The following is a 15,674-nucleotide window of genomic DNA, read 5'->3' on the forward strand; positions in this document are numbered from 1 at the left end:
GAAGCAAGTTATCAGAATGACTGAATTGTTCAGGCCGCGCGCGGGCCTGTCAGCGCCGACCACATGGCGATCAGGTAAAGCGCGAAGGCCCCGACCCAAAGCCCGTCCACCACAAGCATCGCGGTCAGATAGCCGGTGTTCAGATCCGATCCCACCCATCTGAGGATCGCGGCCGCCGCCATCAACCCGTATGCCACCGCCATCGGCGGCGGCGCGATCAACGCACGCCCGCTATGGCCCAGCGCGGCGCGGCTCATGACTGCCAGAGTCGTACCCCCGACGCAGCCGATCCCCAGCACGTGCAGCGCCGCGGTTTCGTTGCCAAACCCCAGCAGCGACAGGCCCCAAAGGATCAGCCCAAACGCCAGCATCCCAAGGCCGACATGCAGGGCGATCAGGATCGGCTGCCGCATGGCCCAGACCGTGCGCCAGCGCGCCATGCGCAGAATTTGCACCACGCCAAGCAGCAGCGCGACCAAACCGGTCATCTGACCGATCCCGAAGGCCAGCGCGCTGACAGGCAACAGCAGGGCAATCAGCATCGCCGACTTGTCCAGTGCGGCCACCGAGACCGGCCAGGCCTCTTCCGGCGCGCCCGCGCGTTTCATCGCGTTGCGGGTAAAGGCAGGCGTGATCCGGCCCCCTAGGATTGCAATCATGGAACACAGGGTCAGTAACCCGGCGCGCAGCCCCACATCGAGCGTATCGCCGGTGACCCCGATCCATTCCAGATGGGTCAGCAGATTGGCGATCCAGATCAGGCTGAGCAGCAGCAGAAATACCATGTTCTGCGGTTTCGGGCGGCGGATCAGCTGGGTCGCGATCTTCGCCGCCAGAATCGGCACAAAGGCCAGATCGCATACTGCAACCAGAACAGGCGACAGCACTCCCGAATACCACATGGCCAGACGCCCCAGCAGCCAAAGCCCCGCAGCCACCGCTATGAATCGCGCGCGCGCGTCGGGGGCTCCGGTCCAGTTCGGCACGGCGGTCAGGAAGAACCCGCCAAGCGCGGCGGTGGCATAGCCGAAAATCATCTCATGCGCGTGCCACATTGGCGGGGCCATCGCATAGCTCGTATCCGATGCGGGAACGGCACCGGCCTGAACCATCAGCCAGATACCCCAGACACCACCGACAAACAGCCCGTACAGGCCAGCCGACAGGAAAAACACCCGAAATCCTTCGCCAAAAATTCGCGCGATGACCGCCGACATGACTGCTCTCCTCGGCTCTGGTGGCTTTGGCTCCGACCCTAGCGAGGGTCATTCCGGCTTTACTTAACCGAAATCAAGCAGGCCAAAACATGCCTCAAGAACCCTTATTTTATTGGCGGAATTTTTGTCGCTCCGCGCGGTTAACACCGCTCCCGTTGACTTTCGTCAAGGATGACAAAGGCGTGATGTCTCACCCTAGGACCTGCCTCACCAGCAAATGGAGAGTGATCATGTCACTTGGAATCAGCTACAACAAAACTGGCCGCGCCTTCGGGGTCGGTTTGGCGATGCTGCTGGGCAGCGTCGCTGCGCCAGCCTTAGCCGAAGAGCCAACCCTGAGCAAGGAAGCCTTTGAATCCTCGAAACAACTTTACTTTGAACGCTGCGCCGGTTGTCACGGCGTGCTGCGCAAAGGGGCAACAGGCAAAAGCCTTGAGCCTTTGGTTGAAACGAAGAACGCCGATGGCACCGTAACCGAGTCGGGCACCCTGAAACTGGGTCAGGACCGGCTGGAAAAAATCATCGCATGGGGTACCGAGGGCGGTATGAACAACTTCTCGGACGTGATGTCCGAAGAAGAAATCCGCGATATGGCGACCTATATCCAGATGGAGCCGCCCAAGCCGCCGGAGATGTCGCTTGAACAGATGATGGCGACCCGCAAGGTCTATGTCGAACCCGAAGACTACCCGACCGAGCCGCTGCATGGCCGCAACTGGGAAAACTTCTTCGTGGTCATCGAACGTGACGTGGGCAAGGTGGCCGTGATCGACGGTGACACCAAGGAAGTGCTGGCGCACATCCCGACCGGTTACGCCGTGCACGTCCTGAAAGCGTCCGAGCACCATAAGCTGGAAGAGCCGGAAAATCCGGGCCGCTTCTGGTACACCATGGGCCGTGACGGCAAGATGACCAAGATCGACCTGTGGCAGAACCCCGAAAACATGTTGGTGGCCGAGGTGACCATTGGCTATGACGCCCGCGACGTTGCCGTATCGGGTGATGGTAAATACGTCATCGGCGGTGCCTATTGGCCGCCGCATTTCGCCATCGTCGACGCCGAAACCATGGAGCCGAAAAAGGTCGTCTCGACCCGGGGCTACAACGTGGACGGGGATTATGTGGAAGAGGCCCGCGTGGCCGCCATCTACACCACCCCGAACGAGCCCACATGGATCGTGGCCGTCAAGGAACTCGGTCAGCTTTGGCAGGTGGACTACTCCGACCTGGACAACCTGCGGATCGACAAGATCGACAGTGCCAAGTTCCTGCATGACGGGTTCTTTGATCCGACCGGCCGTTACTTCCAGATCGCCGCAAACGCGTCGAACAAGATGGTCGTGGTCGATACCGAGACTCACAAGCTGGAAGCTCTGATCGACACCGCGCCGCTGCCGCACCCCGGCCCGGGCGCCAACTGGGATGACCCGAATTGTGGCCCGGTTGCCGGTACAACCCACCTGGGTGAAGGCACGGTCACCGTTTGGGGCAACGACCCCGAAGGTCGCCCGGACGACGCCTGGAAAGTCTGCTATGAGGTGGAAACCGACGGACCCGGCCTGTTCATTCGGACACACCCGGAATCGGATTACATCTGGGCCGACCAGACCAAGCACCCCGAGCCTGAGATTCAGCAATCGGTGCAGGTCATCGACAAGGCAACCGGTGAGATCGTGAAAACGATCCAGATCACCGAAGAGGAAGGCAACGTCGCCGTCCACTTCGAGTTCAACCAGGACGGCTCCGAGGTCTGGGTTTCCAAGTGGAACCGCTCGACCTCGAAAGAGGCCAATGGTGAGATCGTGATCTTCGACGCCAAGACGCTGGAAGAGATCGGCCGCGTGAAGGGTCTGTTTGCCCCGACCGGCAAGTTCAACGTCTACAACCGCTCAAACCACGTCACCTGACGGGTTTGAAACCAACACAGGAAAGGGCGGGCCCCTCGCCCGCCCTTTCTTCGTTTGAGACATCAGCCAAACTCACCGGCCTGCCATCCAAGGCCAGACAAGACAGCCAAAACGGAGCCCGGATATGACCTCCGAACCGGATAAGAAAAAACCGATCTGGCGCCGGTATTTCCTGTGGGGAATGCCCGTGGCCGGTATTGCCGTCGCGTTCGTCGCCGGCATCATCTTCTGGGGCGGGTTCAACACCGCCATGGAAGCCACCAACACCAAGGAATTCTGCGTCTCGTGCCACGAGATGCGCGATTTCGTCTATGAGGAATACACCGGCACGATCCACGACGTGAACCGCTCGGGCGTGGGCGCGGTCTGTTCCGACTGCCACGTGCCCAAGGACTGGACGCACAAGATCATCCGCAAGATCAAAGCGTCCAGAGAGCTGTATGGCAAAATGGTCGGCACCATCAACACCCGCGAAAAGTTCGAAGCCAAGCGCGTACATCTGGCCATGAACGAATGGGAGCGGATGAAGGCCACCGACTCGCGCGAATGCCGCAACTGTCACGATTTTGAATCGATGATGCCGGAATTCCAGAAACCCCGCGCCCGTCAGCAGCACCTGAATGCCATGACGGTTGGTCAGACCTGTATCGACTGCCACAAGGGGATCGCACACTCGGACGCCCGTGACCGGGCCGAAGAAGAATATCTGGAAAAGCTCGAAGCCCCGAACCCTGATTTCATTCGCGAAATCCCCGCCGAATACCTGGCCAGTCTGGAACGGATCGAAGCCAAGGAAGCCGCCGAGGCCGAAGCCGAAAAGGCCGCACGCGTCGCCCAGCAAGAGGCCGTGCAGGCCCAGATCGCAGCAGCGGTCGATGCGGCCGTGGCTGAAGAACGCGCCAAAGCCTCTGGCGAGGAAGCCGCAGCACCTGCAGGCGGTGGCAGCGATGTTGGCACCAATATCGACTGGGCCGCTGTTCCCGGTGCGGACTTGAAACTGTTCTACCCCGGACAGGCCTCGTTCGAATGGGTCCAGAACGGCAGATCCCACGGCGGCGCTCGCCCGTTGACCAAGGGCGGAGATCAGTGCACGACCTGTCACGCCAAGGAACTCGACACGATCGGTAACAATATCGTGGCCGGTGGTGAGCTTGAACCAACTCCGATCCCGGGCAAACGCGGTGTGATCGATGCGACCGTGCAGGCCGCGCATGATGATGAGACCCTGTATATCCGTCTGCAATGGCCGGATGCGGGCCACAATCCTGCGCCCTTCGTCGATGGCGGCAAGATGGACCCCGACAACCAGATCAAGGTTGCCATGATGATCACCGGCACCGGGATCGAGATGGGCGATCAGGTGGGCTGCTGGGCCTCGTGCCACGCGGACAACAGCTATATGCCCTTTGATCCGGGTGCCGAAGCCATCGCCGCAAACGGGGATGTCTCGGGTCGGCTGAGCACGCAGGACACGGTGACCAAATACATCAGCGAAAGCCGGACCGAGGTCGAGATCAAAGGCCGTCGTGGCAAGGCGCTGGGTGGCTGGGACAAGCTGCAGGCCGCCGATCAGATCGAACAGTATCTGGCCGATGGCACCTATCTGGACCTGATGCGCGTCTATGCGGACGGCAGCGCCACCAACGGCTATCTGCTGGAGCAGCGCGTGGTCAATGACGGCGAAATCGCCGCCTCGGCCAGTCTGGATGCGGGCATGTGGACCGTGGTGTTCACCCGTCCGCTGAACTCGGGCGCGCCCGGCGATGTGCCGCTTGAGGCCGGTCAGACCTATACGGTGGGCTTTGCCATCCACGATGACTTTGCCGCCGCACGGTTCCACCACGTGACGCTGGATACCAGCCTGGCGCTGGACGACGACAGCGCCTTCATCAACGTGGTCAAACAATAAGGGACAGGGGCCGGGCATTCCGGCCCCTTCCGTTCAGAAGAGGAGACTTGGACGATGAAACCCCAACACCTTCTTCCCGCGCTGCTGCTTCTGGCCGCGCCCGCCTGGGCAGAGGACACCACCGCGCTGTGTGCCGAGGCCGAGGAACGCTATGTCGAGCTGTTCGGTCAGCCCACCTCCGCCGTCGAGGATGCCGAGGTGGTGCTGATGTACAAATACAACTTCTGTCCATTCGAGCGGACCGTGAAGGCGGGCACCACGGTGCGCTGGGTCAATGTGGACAAACGCACCAGCCATTCGGTGCTGCTGAAAGACGGCAGCGAGCCCGAAAGCGACCGGTTGTTCCCCGAGGAAACGGTCGAGCTGACCTTCCTCACCCCCGGACCGCAGGATTACCTGTGCGGGCCGCACTGGGAGACACAGAACATGATCGGAATGATCACCGTCGAACCCTGAGCCGAGGCAGACATACAGGCAGAATGAAGGGGCGCGGGACCAATTCCCGCGCTCCTTAACTTATGTCAAGGAGGTTCCTTTTCGATTGCGCCAGTCTGCCGTCATGACTCGCCCGGCTCGCCCAGCAACGTCCCAAATTCGCTGCGGATTTGCGCAGGCACACCGGGCTCCGAAGACATTCAGACCAAGCGAGTGTGCACATGAGCGGTAAGGTTTTTCTGATTGGCGCAGGTCCCGGCGACCCCGAACTGATGACCCTGCGCGCGCTGCGGATGCTGCAAGAGGCGGACGTGGTGGTTTATGATCGCCTGGTCTCGGCCGATATCCTCAATCTGCACGCCGACGGCGTACGCCTGATCCCGGTGGGCAAGGCACCGAAATGCCATACCGTGCCGCAGGATCGCATCAATGAAATCCTTGTCGAAGAAGCCCGCGCCGGTCACACCGTAGCGCGCCTGAAGGGCGGCGACCCGATGATCTTCGGGCGCGGCTCGGAAGAGGCGGCGCATCTGATGGCAAACGGCATCCCGGTCGAATACGCGCCGGGAATCACTGCCGCGCAAGGCGCATCCTGTTCCACCGGCGTGCCGCTGACCCATCGTGGGCTGGCAACCTCGGTGCAATATGTCACCGGGCATCGGCAGGCCGACAAGGTGCTGGATCTGGACTGGAAGCGTCTGGCCGATCCCGACACGACGCTGGTGGTCTATATGGGCGTCGCCAATATCGGCCAGATCGCCATGGGCCTGATGACCGAAAGCCTGCCCGGCTCGACCCCGGTTCTGGCCGTGGGCAAAGCGACCACCCCGGACGAACATCGCATGGTGTCCCGGCTGGATCGGCTGGCGGCTGATGTCCGCGCCGCCGACCTGAAAGCGCCCACGCTGTTCATCATTGGCAAGGTTGTGTCGCTTTACGCCGAACGGTCTGTGGCAGAATTGCTGGAGCAGGCCAATGGCTAAGCTTGGACGCCGATACGCTGCGCCCGGCAGCAGCGCCAGACAACGCCCGACCGCCCCCCGCAGCCGGTCGCTGACATCAGTTCTGCTCACCTCTGCCGTGCTGGTGGCCACAACCGCGTTCGCTGCCGACACGCTTGATCCCAACGCATTGAAGCGGCTGGTCCATCAGGATTGCGGTTCATGCCACGGGCTGTCGCTGAAAGGCGGTCTTGGCTCCGACCTGCGATCCGAGACGCTGGAACATTACGACGCGGACATCCTGACCGGCGTCATCCTCGACGGTATCCCCGACACCGCGATGCCCCCCTGGCGGCCCCTGATCAGTCAGGAAGAGGCCGAATGGATCGCCCGTTACCTTCTGGAACCGGAGGCACAATGAAACAGCTCATCTTTACCCTTGCGGCCACCCTGATGATGACCACCGCGCAGGCGGAACCCACCGCCACCGGAGATCTGGGGCTGGTGATCGAACGGGCCAAGGGCTCGGTCCTGCTGGTCGATCAATCCGACCGCGCGGCGCTGGCGCGGATCGAAGGGCTGGGCGATCTGTCCCATGCCTCATTGGTCTATTCGCCCGATGAACGTTTCGCCTATGTGTTCGGGCGCGACGGCGGTCTGACCAAGGTCGATATCGTCACCCGCCAGATCGCAGGCCGCGTGGTGCAGGCGGGCAACGCCATCGGCGGTGCGATCTCGGACGATGGGCAACTGGTCGCCGTGTCGAACTATGAACCCGGCGGCGTGCGGGTGTTCGACGCCGAGACGCTGGAGATGGTCGCCGACATCCCCACCGGCAGCAAAACCATCGGTCTGGTCGATGCACCGGGCCGCCGGTTTGTCTTCACCATGTGGGACACGGGCGAGACCTGGATTGCCGATTTCGCCGCAGGCGCACCCGCAATCACCAAGATCCCCGAGATGGGTAAGAACCCCTATGACGCGCTGATCACCGCAAATGGCCGCACCTATATCACCGGCCTGTTCGGCGAGGACGGCCTGACCGCGCTGGACCTGTGGGCCGAGATGCCTGAACCCATCCGCGTGCTGCCCAACTATGGGCGCGGGCAAGAGGAGATGCCGGTCTACAAGATGCCCCACCTCGAAGGCTGGGCGCTGACGGGCCGCGAATTCGTGCTGCCCGCCGTCGGCCATCACGAGGTTCTGTGGATCGATGCCGACACCCTGACCGAGACCGGGCGCACCCAAACCCACGGCCAGCCGGTCTTTGCCATGGCCCGACCTGACGGGCGGCAGGTCTGGGTGAATTTCGCCCACCCGCTGAACGACACGATTCAGGTGATCGATTCCGTGACCAAGGACATCATCCACGAATTCAAACCGGGTCCGGCGGTACTGCATATGGAGTTCACGCCGCGCGGACATGAGGTCTGGATCAGTGTGCGCGACGCAAACAAGGTCATGGTCTACGACACGCAAACGTTTGAGAAACTGCGCGAGATCGAGGCCGACAGCCCATCCGGCATTTTCTTCACCGCTCGCGCGCACAGAACGGGGTTGTAAGCGATGGAACATATCACCGACCCCGCCGACCGCCGCCTGCTGGACGAGTTTCAACGCGACTTTCCCATCACCGACCGCCCGTTTCAGGTGCTGGCCCATCTTCTGGGGCTGGACGAGGCCGAAGTGCTGAACCGTCTGGTTCGCATGCGCGCCACAGGCCGGATCACACGGGTGGGCGCGACCATCGCGCCGGGGACGGTATCGGCCAGCACTCTGGCCGCTGTTGCCGCGCCCGAGGACCGGCTGGAACAAGTGGCTGCTCTGATCGACGCCGAACCCGGCGTGAACCACAATTATCAGCGTGAAGACGACTGGAATCTGTGGTTCGTGGCCACCGGTCCGGACCGCCAGCATGTCGATGACACGCTGACCCGCATCAGCCAGCGCACAGGGTTGCGTGTGCTGGATTTGCGGCTGGTGCGTCCGTTCAACATCGATCTGGGCTTTCGCATGGCGGGTGACGCGCAGGCGGTTCCGAACCGGCGCAAGGTGGACCGTTCCGCCATGCAACCCGGCGACCGCGGGCTGTTGCAGGCGCTGAGCACCGGGCTACCGCTGGTCGCCGAACCCTATGCCGCGCTGGCGCAATCGCTGGATCGCGATCCCAATGAGGTGATGGCGCGGATCGGGGCGCTGCACATGGCGGGCATTGTCTCGCGCCTTGGGGTCATCGTGCGGCACCGGGCCCTGGGCTGGTCGGCCAATGCAATGGTGGTCTGGGACCTGCCGTCACAGCAGATCGACCGCGCCGGTCCGGCCCTTGCGGCCCATCCCGGCATTACCCTGTGTTACGAGCGCCGCCCGGTCGCGGGCCTCTGGCCCTATCGTCTGTATTCCATGATCCACGCCCGTTCGCGCCCCGAGGCGCGCGCGGTACTGGCCGGGGCCGCCGCGCTGCCGGAACTGGCCGGTGTCCGGCACAAGGTATTGTTCTCGACCCGCTGCTTCAAACAGACCGGCGCGCTGATCAAACCGAAGGAGGCCGCCGCATGACACTGGACGCAACCGACCGCGCCATCCTGAACCGAATGCAGGATGACCTGCCGCTGACACCGCATCCCTATGCCGAAGTGGCGCGGAATCTGGGAATTTCGGAAGCTGATCTGCTGACCCGGTTGGCACGCATGAAAGAAGATCGCGTGATCACCCGGTTCGGGCCGTTCTTCGACGCCGCTGCCATGGGCGGGGCGTTCTGTCTGTGTGCAATGGCGGTGCCGAGCGCGGATTTCGAAACCGTCCTGACCAAAGTCAATGCACATCCAGAGGTCGCCCATAATTATGAACGCACGCACCGGCTGAACATGTGGTTCGTGCTGGCCACCGAAACGCCCGAGGGGATCGAGGCCGCTGCCGATGCCATTGAACGGGAAACGGGGATCAAGGTTCTCCGTTTCCCCAAACTGCAGGAATTCTTCATCGGTTTCCGGGTGGCGGCATGATCGACGCAAAGGACAGAGAGATTATCGAAGCGCTGCAAGGCGGCCTGCCGCTGGCGCCCGCGCCTTATGCCGCCGTGGCCGACAGGTTGGGTATGGACGAGGGCACGCTTCTCGATCGTTTGGCTGAATTGAAGGCGCGCGGTGTCATCCGCCGCATCGCTGCTGCGCCCAATCACTATAAGCTGGGAATGACCTCGAACGGTATGACTGTCTGGGATGTCGAGGACAGCCGCATCGCCGAACTGGGCGCGCAGATCGGTGCCCTGCCCTTTGTTACCCACTGCTATGAACGCCCCCGCGCTTTGCCCGACTGGCCTTACAACTTGTTTGCCATGGTCCACGGTGCTGACCGGGATGAGGTCGAGGAAAAACGCGCGCAGATCGCGGATATCCTTGGCGATGCCTGCGGCGCGAAAGATATCCTCTATTCCACGCGCATCCTGAAGAAGACCGGGCTGCGCCTGAAAAAGAAAGGCTGAGACATGTTCCGCCTGACCGAATACATGCACCAGTTGGTGAAACCGACCCCGGTGCGCAAACGCCGCTCCGGGCCGGTGAAACCGGTGGTGATCTGGAACCTGACACGACGCTGCAACCTGAAATGCCGCCATTGCTATACCGTTTCGGCGGATGTGGCATTCCCCGGTGAGCTGAGCCATCAGCAAGCCATGGAAACCCTTGAGGATCTGGGCCAATTTCGCGTCCCGGCCCTGATCCTCTCGGGTGGGGAGCCGCTGGACCGGTTCGATTTCTTCGACATCGCCACACGCGCACGCAAGCTGGTGCCGATGCTGGCGCTTTCCACCAACGGCACGAAAATTCACGGCGAAACCGCCGACCGGATTGCCGATGTGGGATTCAGCTATGTCGGTATCTCGCTGGACGGGATCGGGGCCACCAATGACTGGTTTCGCGGGGTCGAGGGTGCCTTTGCCGATGCCCTGCGCGGTGTGCGCGAATGCAAGCGGCGCAGCATCAAGGTGGGGCTGCGGTTCTGCCTGACTGAAGGCACCCAGCATCACCTGCCCGATCTGCTGCAATTGTGCGACGACGAAGGGGTGGACAAGTTCTATCTGTCTCACCTCGTCTATGCCGGGCGCGGCGACAAGAATCGGGGTGAGGATGCTGAACACCTGCGCACCCGCAAGGGGATGGACCTGTTGCTGGATCGCGCGTGGGAGGCGGCTTCGGGCGGGCGTCCGCTGGATATCGTGACCGGCAATAACGATGCGGATGCGGGGTATTTCCTGAATTGGGTCCGGGCGCATTTCGATGCGGAAAAGGCCGCGCATGTGCGCGAACATCTGGCCGCCTGGGGTGGCAATTCCAGCGGTTTGGGCGTGGCCAATATCGACAATCTGGGCCGCGTGCATCCCGATACCTATTGGTCGGATTACACCGTCGGCAACGTCAAGACGGCCCCGTTTTCCCAGCTGTGGACCGGTGGCGATCAGATGCTGGAGCTGCTGCGCACCCGTCCAAGACCGCTGAAAGGGCGCTGTGGAGCGTGCCAGTTGAAGGATGTCTGTGGCGGCAACACCCGCATCCGGGCCCTGCAACTGACAGGCGATCCGTGGGCCGAGGACCCGGCCTGCTATCTGTCAAACGAAGAAATCGGCGTGCAGGACGCAGGCGAGCGTCTGCAGGTCACGCCGTTCCGGGGGAAAAGCCATGATCCGGCGCATCAGTTCTTTTGACACCGTTGGCTCTGCCCGCCCAGCCAGTGCGCGGGTGGTGAGCGCGGGAGCCTCCGGCGGGAGTATTTTTAAAAAGATGAAGACGGGGGCTTTGTGCGCAGCCCTGAGTGTGGGCGCAGCCTGGGCTGATGCCCCATCGGATTATGCCGAGTTTTGCGCCTCGTGCCACGGTGAGAACCGGTTGGGCGGGGTGGGTCCGGCGTTGATCCCCGAGACATTGAAGCGGATGCGCGGGCCGCGCGTGGCGGCGGTGATTGCCGAGGGGCGCGCGGCGACGCAGATGCCCGCGTTTTCGCATGAACTGGACGCGTTGCAGATTGAGGAATTGGCTGGCTGGCTGAAATCTCCGCTGGAGAGTGATCCCGAATGGGGCGAGGCTGATATCATGGCCAGCCGCACTCTGGACGAGGATTATGTGTCGGTAGACGCGCCTGTCTGGGACAGCGATCCGATGAACATCACGCTGGCCGTTGAGACCGGCGATCACCATGTCAGCGTTCTGGATGGCGACACGTTCGAGGTTCTGGACCGGTTCGAGACGCCCTTCGCCGTGCATGGCGGGCCGAAGTTCAGCCCGGACGGGCGCTATGTCTTCATCATGTCGCGCGATGGCTGGGTGCAGAAATATGACATCTGGGCGCTGAAACAGGTGGGACGCGTGCGCGCGGGCCTGAACAGCCGTAACATCGCCATGTCGGGGGATGGCAAATGGGTGGCGGTGGCGAATTACCTGCCGAACTCGCTGACGTTGCTTTCGACCGAAGATCTGTCAGTGGCGAAAGTCATTGAAGTCAAAAGCAAAAAGGGCGTCCCCAGCCGAGTCTCGGCCGTGTATCAGGCACCGCCGCGGGAGAGCTTTGTGCTGGCGTTGAAGGATGTCCCCGAGATCTGGGAGGTCTTCTACGGGGCCAATCCGCCGCAGTTTGGGCTGGGCCATGATTTCCGCATCGAAGGACAGTTCAAAAACCCCGATCCCTTCCCTGTACGCAAAATCACTACGCCCGATTATCTGGACGATTTCTTTTTCGATCAGACCTATGAATACGTCATGGGTGCGTCCCGAGACGGCAAGGGTGGGCAAGTGATCGATCTGGTGATCGGGCACAAGGTGGCCGATCTGGACCTGCCCGGGATGCCTCATTTAGGTTCGGGGATTACGTGGAAACGTGGCGATACCACCGTGATGGCGACGCCGCATCTAACCGATGGCACCGTGTCGGTGATCGACATGCAGACATGGGAAACCGTCAAGCGGATCAAGACCGAAGGGCCGGGGTTTTTCATGCGCAGCCATGAGAATTCACCTTACGTCTGGGCTGATGTTTTCTTTGGCCCGAACAAGGATGCCATGCACGTGATCGACAAGCAAAGCCTTGAAATCGTGAAAACTTTGCGTCCCGCGCCGGGCAAGACCGTTGCTCATGTTGAGTTTACCAAGGATGGCAGTCACGCGCTGGTTTCGATCTGGGAGGATGATGGCGCGGTGATCGTCTATGACGCGCAGACGCTGGAAGAGATACGCCGCCTGCCGATGCGCAAACCGTCTGGGAAGTACAATGTCTGGAACAAAATCACCTTCTCGGAAGGCACCAGCCACTGATGGCAAATGGCCGGTCTGGAAACTGGCCATCTTGCTGTATCCGGCCACGATGCTGACCGTGGCGATCAACCTGTTCCTGCTGGGTTTGATCCTGCACGGCATCGGATTCAGCGTGATCCGCCCGGTTCCGGCGATCCTGTGGTCGATCCCTCTGGGCGTTCCGGCCGCGTGGTTGGCGGGGCGCTGGTTGCGGGGCCTGATGGATGAGGCAGACGGTTGATTTCAATCCATAAAATCGGAAAGTCGCACCACCTGACCTAAGTCAAGTATCGCACCGAGAGAATCCTCTAGAACGCAGGCATAGCTTCCCGAGTCGGAGTCTCCATGTCCGCCCTGACCCATCTGCACAATCTCCCTGTCCGCGCGGTTCGCGCGGCAGCCGGGTTGGCGGGCATACTCCTTCTGTTGTTGCAGAGCTTTGCTCCGGCGCTGGCGAGTCCCGGTCAAAGTGTCTGGATGGAGATCTGCTCGGAGGGCGGCGCGGTCTGGGTCGAGGTTGACCTTGGAGAAGGCCCCGAAGATCCGACCGCGCCCTGCCCGAAATGCGCCGAATGCGCGCTGTGCGCGATCACAAGCGCGGCACCCGTTCCGGAGATGGCGCAAACGCCGCAGTCCGGAATCGTCCAATTTGTACAGGTCCAAAACCGTGTATCTTTCGTGTTGTACAACTCGAATTGGCTGTGGCCCGAAACCCGGGGACCCCCAGCCGCGACCCAAGACATAACGGAACGCGCCCTGCGCGCGTCCATGGCGTCCACCCAACTATCCGGAGGTGCGCCGTGGTCGTAAGTCGCGCATACCACCTTGTGCTGGCCTTTGCCCTGTCCTGTCTGATGGCGATCAGCGCCGATGCCGACAGCCTTGCCAGCTTCCTGCCCGAGCTTGAGCCCGCCGATCTGGCGCCCGGTGCCGATGCCTTTGGCCCGGTGCGCGATGACGTCAAGATTGCGCCCGTCCTGAAGGGCGGCGAGACCGTGGCCTGGGCTTTTCTGACATCCGATTTCGTTGGCACCACCGGCTATTCCGGCAAGCCCATCCATGTGGTTGCGGCCATAGACGATGATGCGGTGCTGACCGGGGTGAAGCTGGTCAAGCACTCGGAACCCATCGTGCTGATCGGCATCCCCAATTCGCGCATGGTTGAGCTGACCGAAGGTTATGCCGGTCTGGACCTCAAACGCGAAGCCGAGACCGGGGGCGAGGGGCATGACCTCGACATCATCTCGGGGGCGACGGTGACGATCATGGTGATCGACGACAGCCTCGTGCGCGGCGGCATCAAGGTGGCGCGGGCGCTGGGGCTGGGCGGTTTGTCTCCGCTGCAGGCCGAAGGGCCGAAGCGCGAGGTCGATCTGGCACAGGATGCGGTGTACGACTGGACCACCCTGTCGGGTGACGGCTCGGTCCGGCGGCTGACGCTGGATATCGGGCAGATCAACGCGGCGTTTGAGGCCACCGGTGATCAACGGGCCATCAAACGCCCGGAACCGGGCGCGCCGGATGATACCTTTATCGACATGCATATGGCGCTGGTCTCGGTGCCGTCGATCGGCAAATCGCTGCTGGGCGAGGCCGAATATCAGAACCTGTTGAACTGGCTGGACGAGGGCGAGCAAGCCATTCTGGTGCTGGGGCGCGGGGCCTACAGCTTCAAGGGATCGGGCTATGTGCGGGGCGGTATCTTTGACCGGATACAGCTGATCCAGGGCGACAGCTCGGTCCGGTTCTTCGACAAGCAACAGCGCCGGTTGGGCAAGGTTGCGGCAGCGGATGCGCCCACCTTCACCGAACTCGACATCTTCAAAATCCCCGCCGATGCCGAGTTCGATCCGGCCGAGCCGTTCCGCCTGCAACTGCTGGTGCAAAGGGCCGTGGGCGCAGTAGAAAAGACATTCCTGACCTTCGATCTGGGCTACAAGCTGCCGGAACAGTACCTGTTGCCGGTCGCCGCACCTGCGGTGGTCGATGACGCCACCGGCGAGGCCGCCGCCAAGGCCGCGCTATGGCAGCGCATCTGGAAGGACCGCACCGTCGAGATCGGGGTGCTGGGTGTGATGTTGCTGGTGCTGACGGCGACGTTCTTCTTCCAGTTCCACGCCACCATGAACGCCCGCGTCTTTTACTGGTTCCGCATCGGCTATCTGACCATGACGCTGTTCTTCATCGGCTGGTACGCCAATGCACAGCTGAGTGTGGTGAACCTGATGGCGCTGGCGGGCAGCCTGCGCACCGGCTTTAGCTGGGATGCCTTCCTGCTGGACCCGCTGGTCTTCATTCAGTGGTTCGCCGTGGCCGCCGCGCTGCTGTTCTGGGGACGCGGGGCCTATTGCGGCTGGCTGTGCCCGTTCGGCGCGCTGCAGGAACTGACCAACAAGATCGCGCGTGCGCTGAAGGTGCCGCAATGGACCCTGCCCTGGGGCCTGAACGAACGGCTGTGGCCGGCGAAATACATGATCTTCCTTGGACTCTTCGGGCTCAGCTTTGTGTCGATCCCGCTGGCCGAGACCTATGCCGAAATCGAGCCATTCAAGACCGCGATCATTCTGAAATTCATGCGCGACTGGCCGTTTGTGGTCTTTGCGCTTGCCCTGCTGGGGATCGGGCTGTTCGTCGAACGGTTCTACTGCCGCTATCTCTGCCCGTTGGGCGGCGCGCTGGCGATCCCTGCCCGTATTCGCATGTTCGACTGGCTGCGCCGCTACAAGGATTGCGGCACGCCGTGTCAGACCTGCGCCAACGAATGCCCCGTTCAGGCCATCCACCCCACCGGTGAGATCAACCCGAACGAGTGCGTCACCTGCCTGCATTGTCAGGTGCTCTATCAGTCCGAGAGCAAATGTCCCGTCGTTATCCGCCAGCTTAAACGGCGGGCCAAGACAGGGTCGGTCAACATCAAGACCCCGCTCGGACAACCACCGGCGAACCATCCGAACGCCAAACCGCAATCTGTTTCCTAAAAGGAGGAA

General features: G+C 62.0%; 15 protein-coding genes. 14 read left to right on the forward strand and 1 reads right to left on the reverse strand.

Features of this window, described 5'->3' with window-relative positions:
- Positions 1 to 29: 29 nt before the first annotated feature.
- Entirely contained in the window at positions 30 to 1,217 is a 1,188-nt protein-coding gene (locus ACR3E4_RS07420; protein WP_480533701.1) for an NnrS family protein, read from the reverse strand.
- A 230-nt stretch (positions 1,218 to 1,447) separates the two neighbouring features.
- On the opposite strand from ACR3E4_RS07420, the gene ACR3E4_RS07425 reads away from it, so the two are divergent.
- From ACR3E4_RS07425 to ACR3E4_RS07490, 14 genes are all read left to right on the forward strand, one after another.
- Positions 1,448 to 3,124: a cytochrome D1 domain-containing protein gene (locus tag ACR3E4_RS07425; protein ID WP_480533703.1), complete on the forward strand. Its 1,677-nt coding sequence runs from the start codon at positions 1,448 to 1,450 to the stop codon at positions 3,122 to 3,124.
- A gap of 124 nt (positions 3,125 to 3,248) precedes the next feature.
- Positions 3,249 to 5,033, forward strand: a complete 1,785-nt coding sequence (locus ACR3E4_RS07430; RefSeq protein WP_480533705.1) for a NapC/NirT family cytochrome c — start codon at positions 3,249 to 3,251, stop codon at positions 5,031 to 5,033.
- Between the two features lie 54 nt (positions 5,034 to 5,087).
- Positions 5,088 to 5,489 (forward strand): cupredoxin domain-containing protein, encoded by a 402-nt coding sequence (locus tag ACR3E4_RS07435; protein ID WP_480533707.1) that lies wholly within the window; start codon positions 5,088 to 5,090, stop codon positions 5,487 to 5,489.
- A gap of 200 nt (positions 5,490 to 5,689) precedes the next feature.
- A complete protein-coding gene (gene cobA / locus ACR3E4_RS07440) occupies positions 5,690 to 6,451 on the forward strand; it encodes a uroporphyrinogen-III C-methyltransferase (protein ID WP_480533709.1) in 762 nt (253 codons plus the stop codon).
- Positions 6,452 to 6,533: 82 nt separating this feature from the next.
- Positions 6,534 to 6,830 (forward strand): c-type cytochrome, encoded by a 297-nt coding sequence (locus ACR3E4_RS07445; protein ID WP_480533784.1) that lies wholly within the window; start codon positions 6,534 to 6,536, stop codon positions 6,828 to 6,830.
- On the forward strand, positions 6,827 to 7,972 hold the full coding sequence (locus tag ACR3E4_RS07450; protein WP_480533711.1) for a cytochrome D1 domain-containing protein: 1,146 nt from the start codon (positions 6,827 to 6,829) through the stop codon (positions 7,970 to 7,972). Before ACR3E4_RS07445 ends, ACR3E4_RS07450 begins: the two co-directional genes overlap by 4 nt.
- 3 nt (positions 7,973 to 7,975) lie before the next feature.
- The gene (ahbB, locus tag ACR3E4_RS07455; protein ID WP_480533713.1) at positions 7,976 to 8,965 is read left to right on the forward strand and encodes a siroheme decarboxylase subunit beta; all 990 of its coding nucleotides are present in this window, start codon (positions 7,976 to 7,978) and stop codon (positions 8,963 to 8,965) included.
- Complete coding sequence (locus ACR3E4_RS07460; RefSeq protein WP_480533715.1) at positions 8,962 to 9,411, forward strand: Lrp/AsnC family transcriptional regulator; 450 nt, start codon at positions 8,962 to 8,964, stop codon at positions 9,409 to 9,411. Before ahbB (ACR3E4_RS07455) ends, ACR3E4_RS07460 begins: the two co-directional genes overlap by 4 nt.
- The gene (gene ahbB, locus ACR3E4_RS07465) at positions 9,408 to 9,890 is read left to right on the forward strand and encodes a siroheme decarboxylase subunit beta (protein WP_480533717.1); all 483 of its coding nucleotides are present in this window, start codon (positions 9,408 to 9,410) and stop codon (positions 9,888 to 9,890) included. The genes ACR3E4_RS07460 and ahbB (ACR3E4_RS07465) overlap by 4 nt, the downstream gene beginning before the upstream one ends.
- 3 nt (positions 9,891 to 9,893) lie before the next feature.
- Entirely contained in the window at positions 9,894 to 11,108 is a 1,215-nt protein-coding gene (nirJ, locus tag ACR3E4_RS07470) for a heme d1 biosynthesis radical SAM protein NirJ (RefSeq protein ID WP_480533719.1), read from the forward strand.
- A gap of 76 nt (positions 11,109 to 11,184) precedes the next feature.
- Complete coding sequence (locus ACR3E4_RS07475; protein WP_480533721.1) at positions 11,185 to 12,708, forward strand: cytochrome D1 domain-containing protein; 1,524 nt, start codon at positions 11,185 to 11,187, stop codon at positions 12,706 to 12,708.
- Positions 12,665 to 12,928: a hypothetical protein gene (locus ACR3E4_RS07480; protein WP_480533723.1), complete on the forward strand. Its 264-nt coding sequence runs from the start codon at positions 12,665 to 12,667 to the stop codon at positions 12,926 to 12,928. The genes ACR3E4_RS07475 and ACR3E4_RS07480 overlap by 44 nt, the downstream gene beginning before the upstream one ends.
- Positions 12,929 to 13,032: 104 nt before the next feature.
- Positions 13,033 to 13,497 carry a DUF2946 family protein gene (locus tag ACR3E4_RS07485; protein WP_480533725.1) on the forward strand — a complete coding sequence of 155 codons (465 nt, stop codon included), beginning with the start codon at positions 13,033 to 13,035 and terminating at the stop codon, positions 13,495 to 13,497.
- Between the two features lie 44 nt (positions 13,498 to 13,541).
- On the forward strand, positions 13,542 to 15,665 hold the full coding sequence (locus ACR3E4_RS07490) for a 4Fe-4S binding protein (protein WP_480533786.1): 2,124 nt from the start codon (positions 13,542 to 13,544) through the stop codon (positions 15,663 to 15,665).
- Positions 15,666 to 15,674 lie beyond the last annotated feature (9 nt).

The organism is Ruegeria sp. AP11 (assembly GCF_056535865.1).

What these genes read in the sequence shown, in the direction of transcription:
- ACR3E4_RS07450 (WP_480533711.1), top strand. Translation starts at nt 6,827, where the DNA reads ATGAAACAGCTCATCTTTACCCTTGCGGCCACCCTGATGATGACCACC.
- ahbB (WP_480533717.1), top strand. Translation starts at nt 9,408, where the DNA reads ATGATCGACGCAAAGGACAGAGAGATTATCGAAGCGCTGCAAGGCGGC.
- ACR3E4_RS07430 (WP_480533705.1), top strand. Translation starts at nt 3,249, where the DNA reads ATGACCTCCGAACCGGATAAGAAAAAACCGATCTGGCGCCGGTATTTC.
- cobA (WP_480533709.1), top strand. Translation starts at nt 5,690, where the DNA reads ATGAGCGGTAAGGTTTTTCTGATTGGCGCAGGTCCCGGCGACCCCGAA.
- ACR3E4_RS07485 (WP_480533725.1), top strand. Translation starts at nt 13,033, where the DNA reads ATGTCCGCCCTGACCCATCTGCACAATCTCCCTGTCCGCGCGGTTCGC.
- nirJ (WP_480533719.1), top strand. Translation starts at nt 9,894, where the DNA reads ATGTTCCGCCTGACCGAATACATGCACCAGTTGGTGAAACCGACCCCG.
- ACR3E4_RS07460 (WP_480533715.1), top strand. Translation starts at nt 8,962, where the DNA reads ATGACACTGGACGCAACCGACCGCGCCATCCTGAACCGAATGCAGGAT.
- ACR3E4_RS07490 (WP_480533786.1), top strand. Translation starts at nt 13,542, where the DNA reads ATGGCGATCAGCGCCGATGCCGACAGCCTTGCCAGCTTCCTGCCCGAG.
- ACR3E4_RS07425 (WP_480533703.1), top strand. Translation starts at nt 1,448, where the DNA reads ATGTCACTTGGAATCAGCTACAACAAAACTGGCCGCGCCTTCGGGGTC.
- ahbB (WP_480533713.1), top strand. Translation starts at nt 7,976, where the DNA reads ATGGAACATATCACCGACCCCGCCGACCGCCGCCTGCTGGACGAGTTT.
- ACR3E4_RS07435 (WP_480533707.1), top strand. Translation starts at nt 5,088, where the DNA reads ATGAAACCCCAACACCTTCTTCCCGCGCTGCTGCTTCTGGCCGCGCCC.
- ACR3E4_RS07480 (WP_480533723.1), top strand. Translation starts at nt 12,665, where the DNA reads ATGTCTGGAACAAAATCACCTTCTCGGAAGGCACCAGCCACTGATGGC.
- ACR3E4_RS07420 (WP_480533701.1), bottom strand. Translation starts at nt 1,217, where the DNA reads ATGTCGGCGGTCATCGCGCGAATTTTTGGCGAAGGATTTCGGGTGTTT.
- ACR3E4_RS07475 (WP_480533721.1), top strand. Translation starts at nt 11,185, where the DNA reads ATGAAGACGGGGGCTTTGTGCGCAGCCCTGAGTGTGGGCGCAGCCTGG.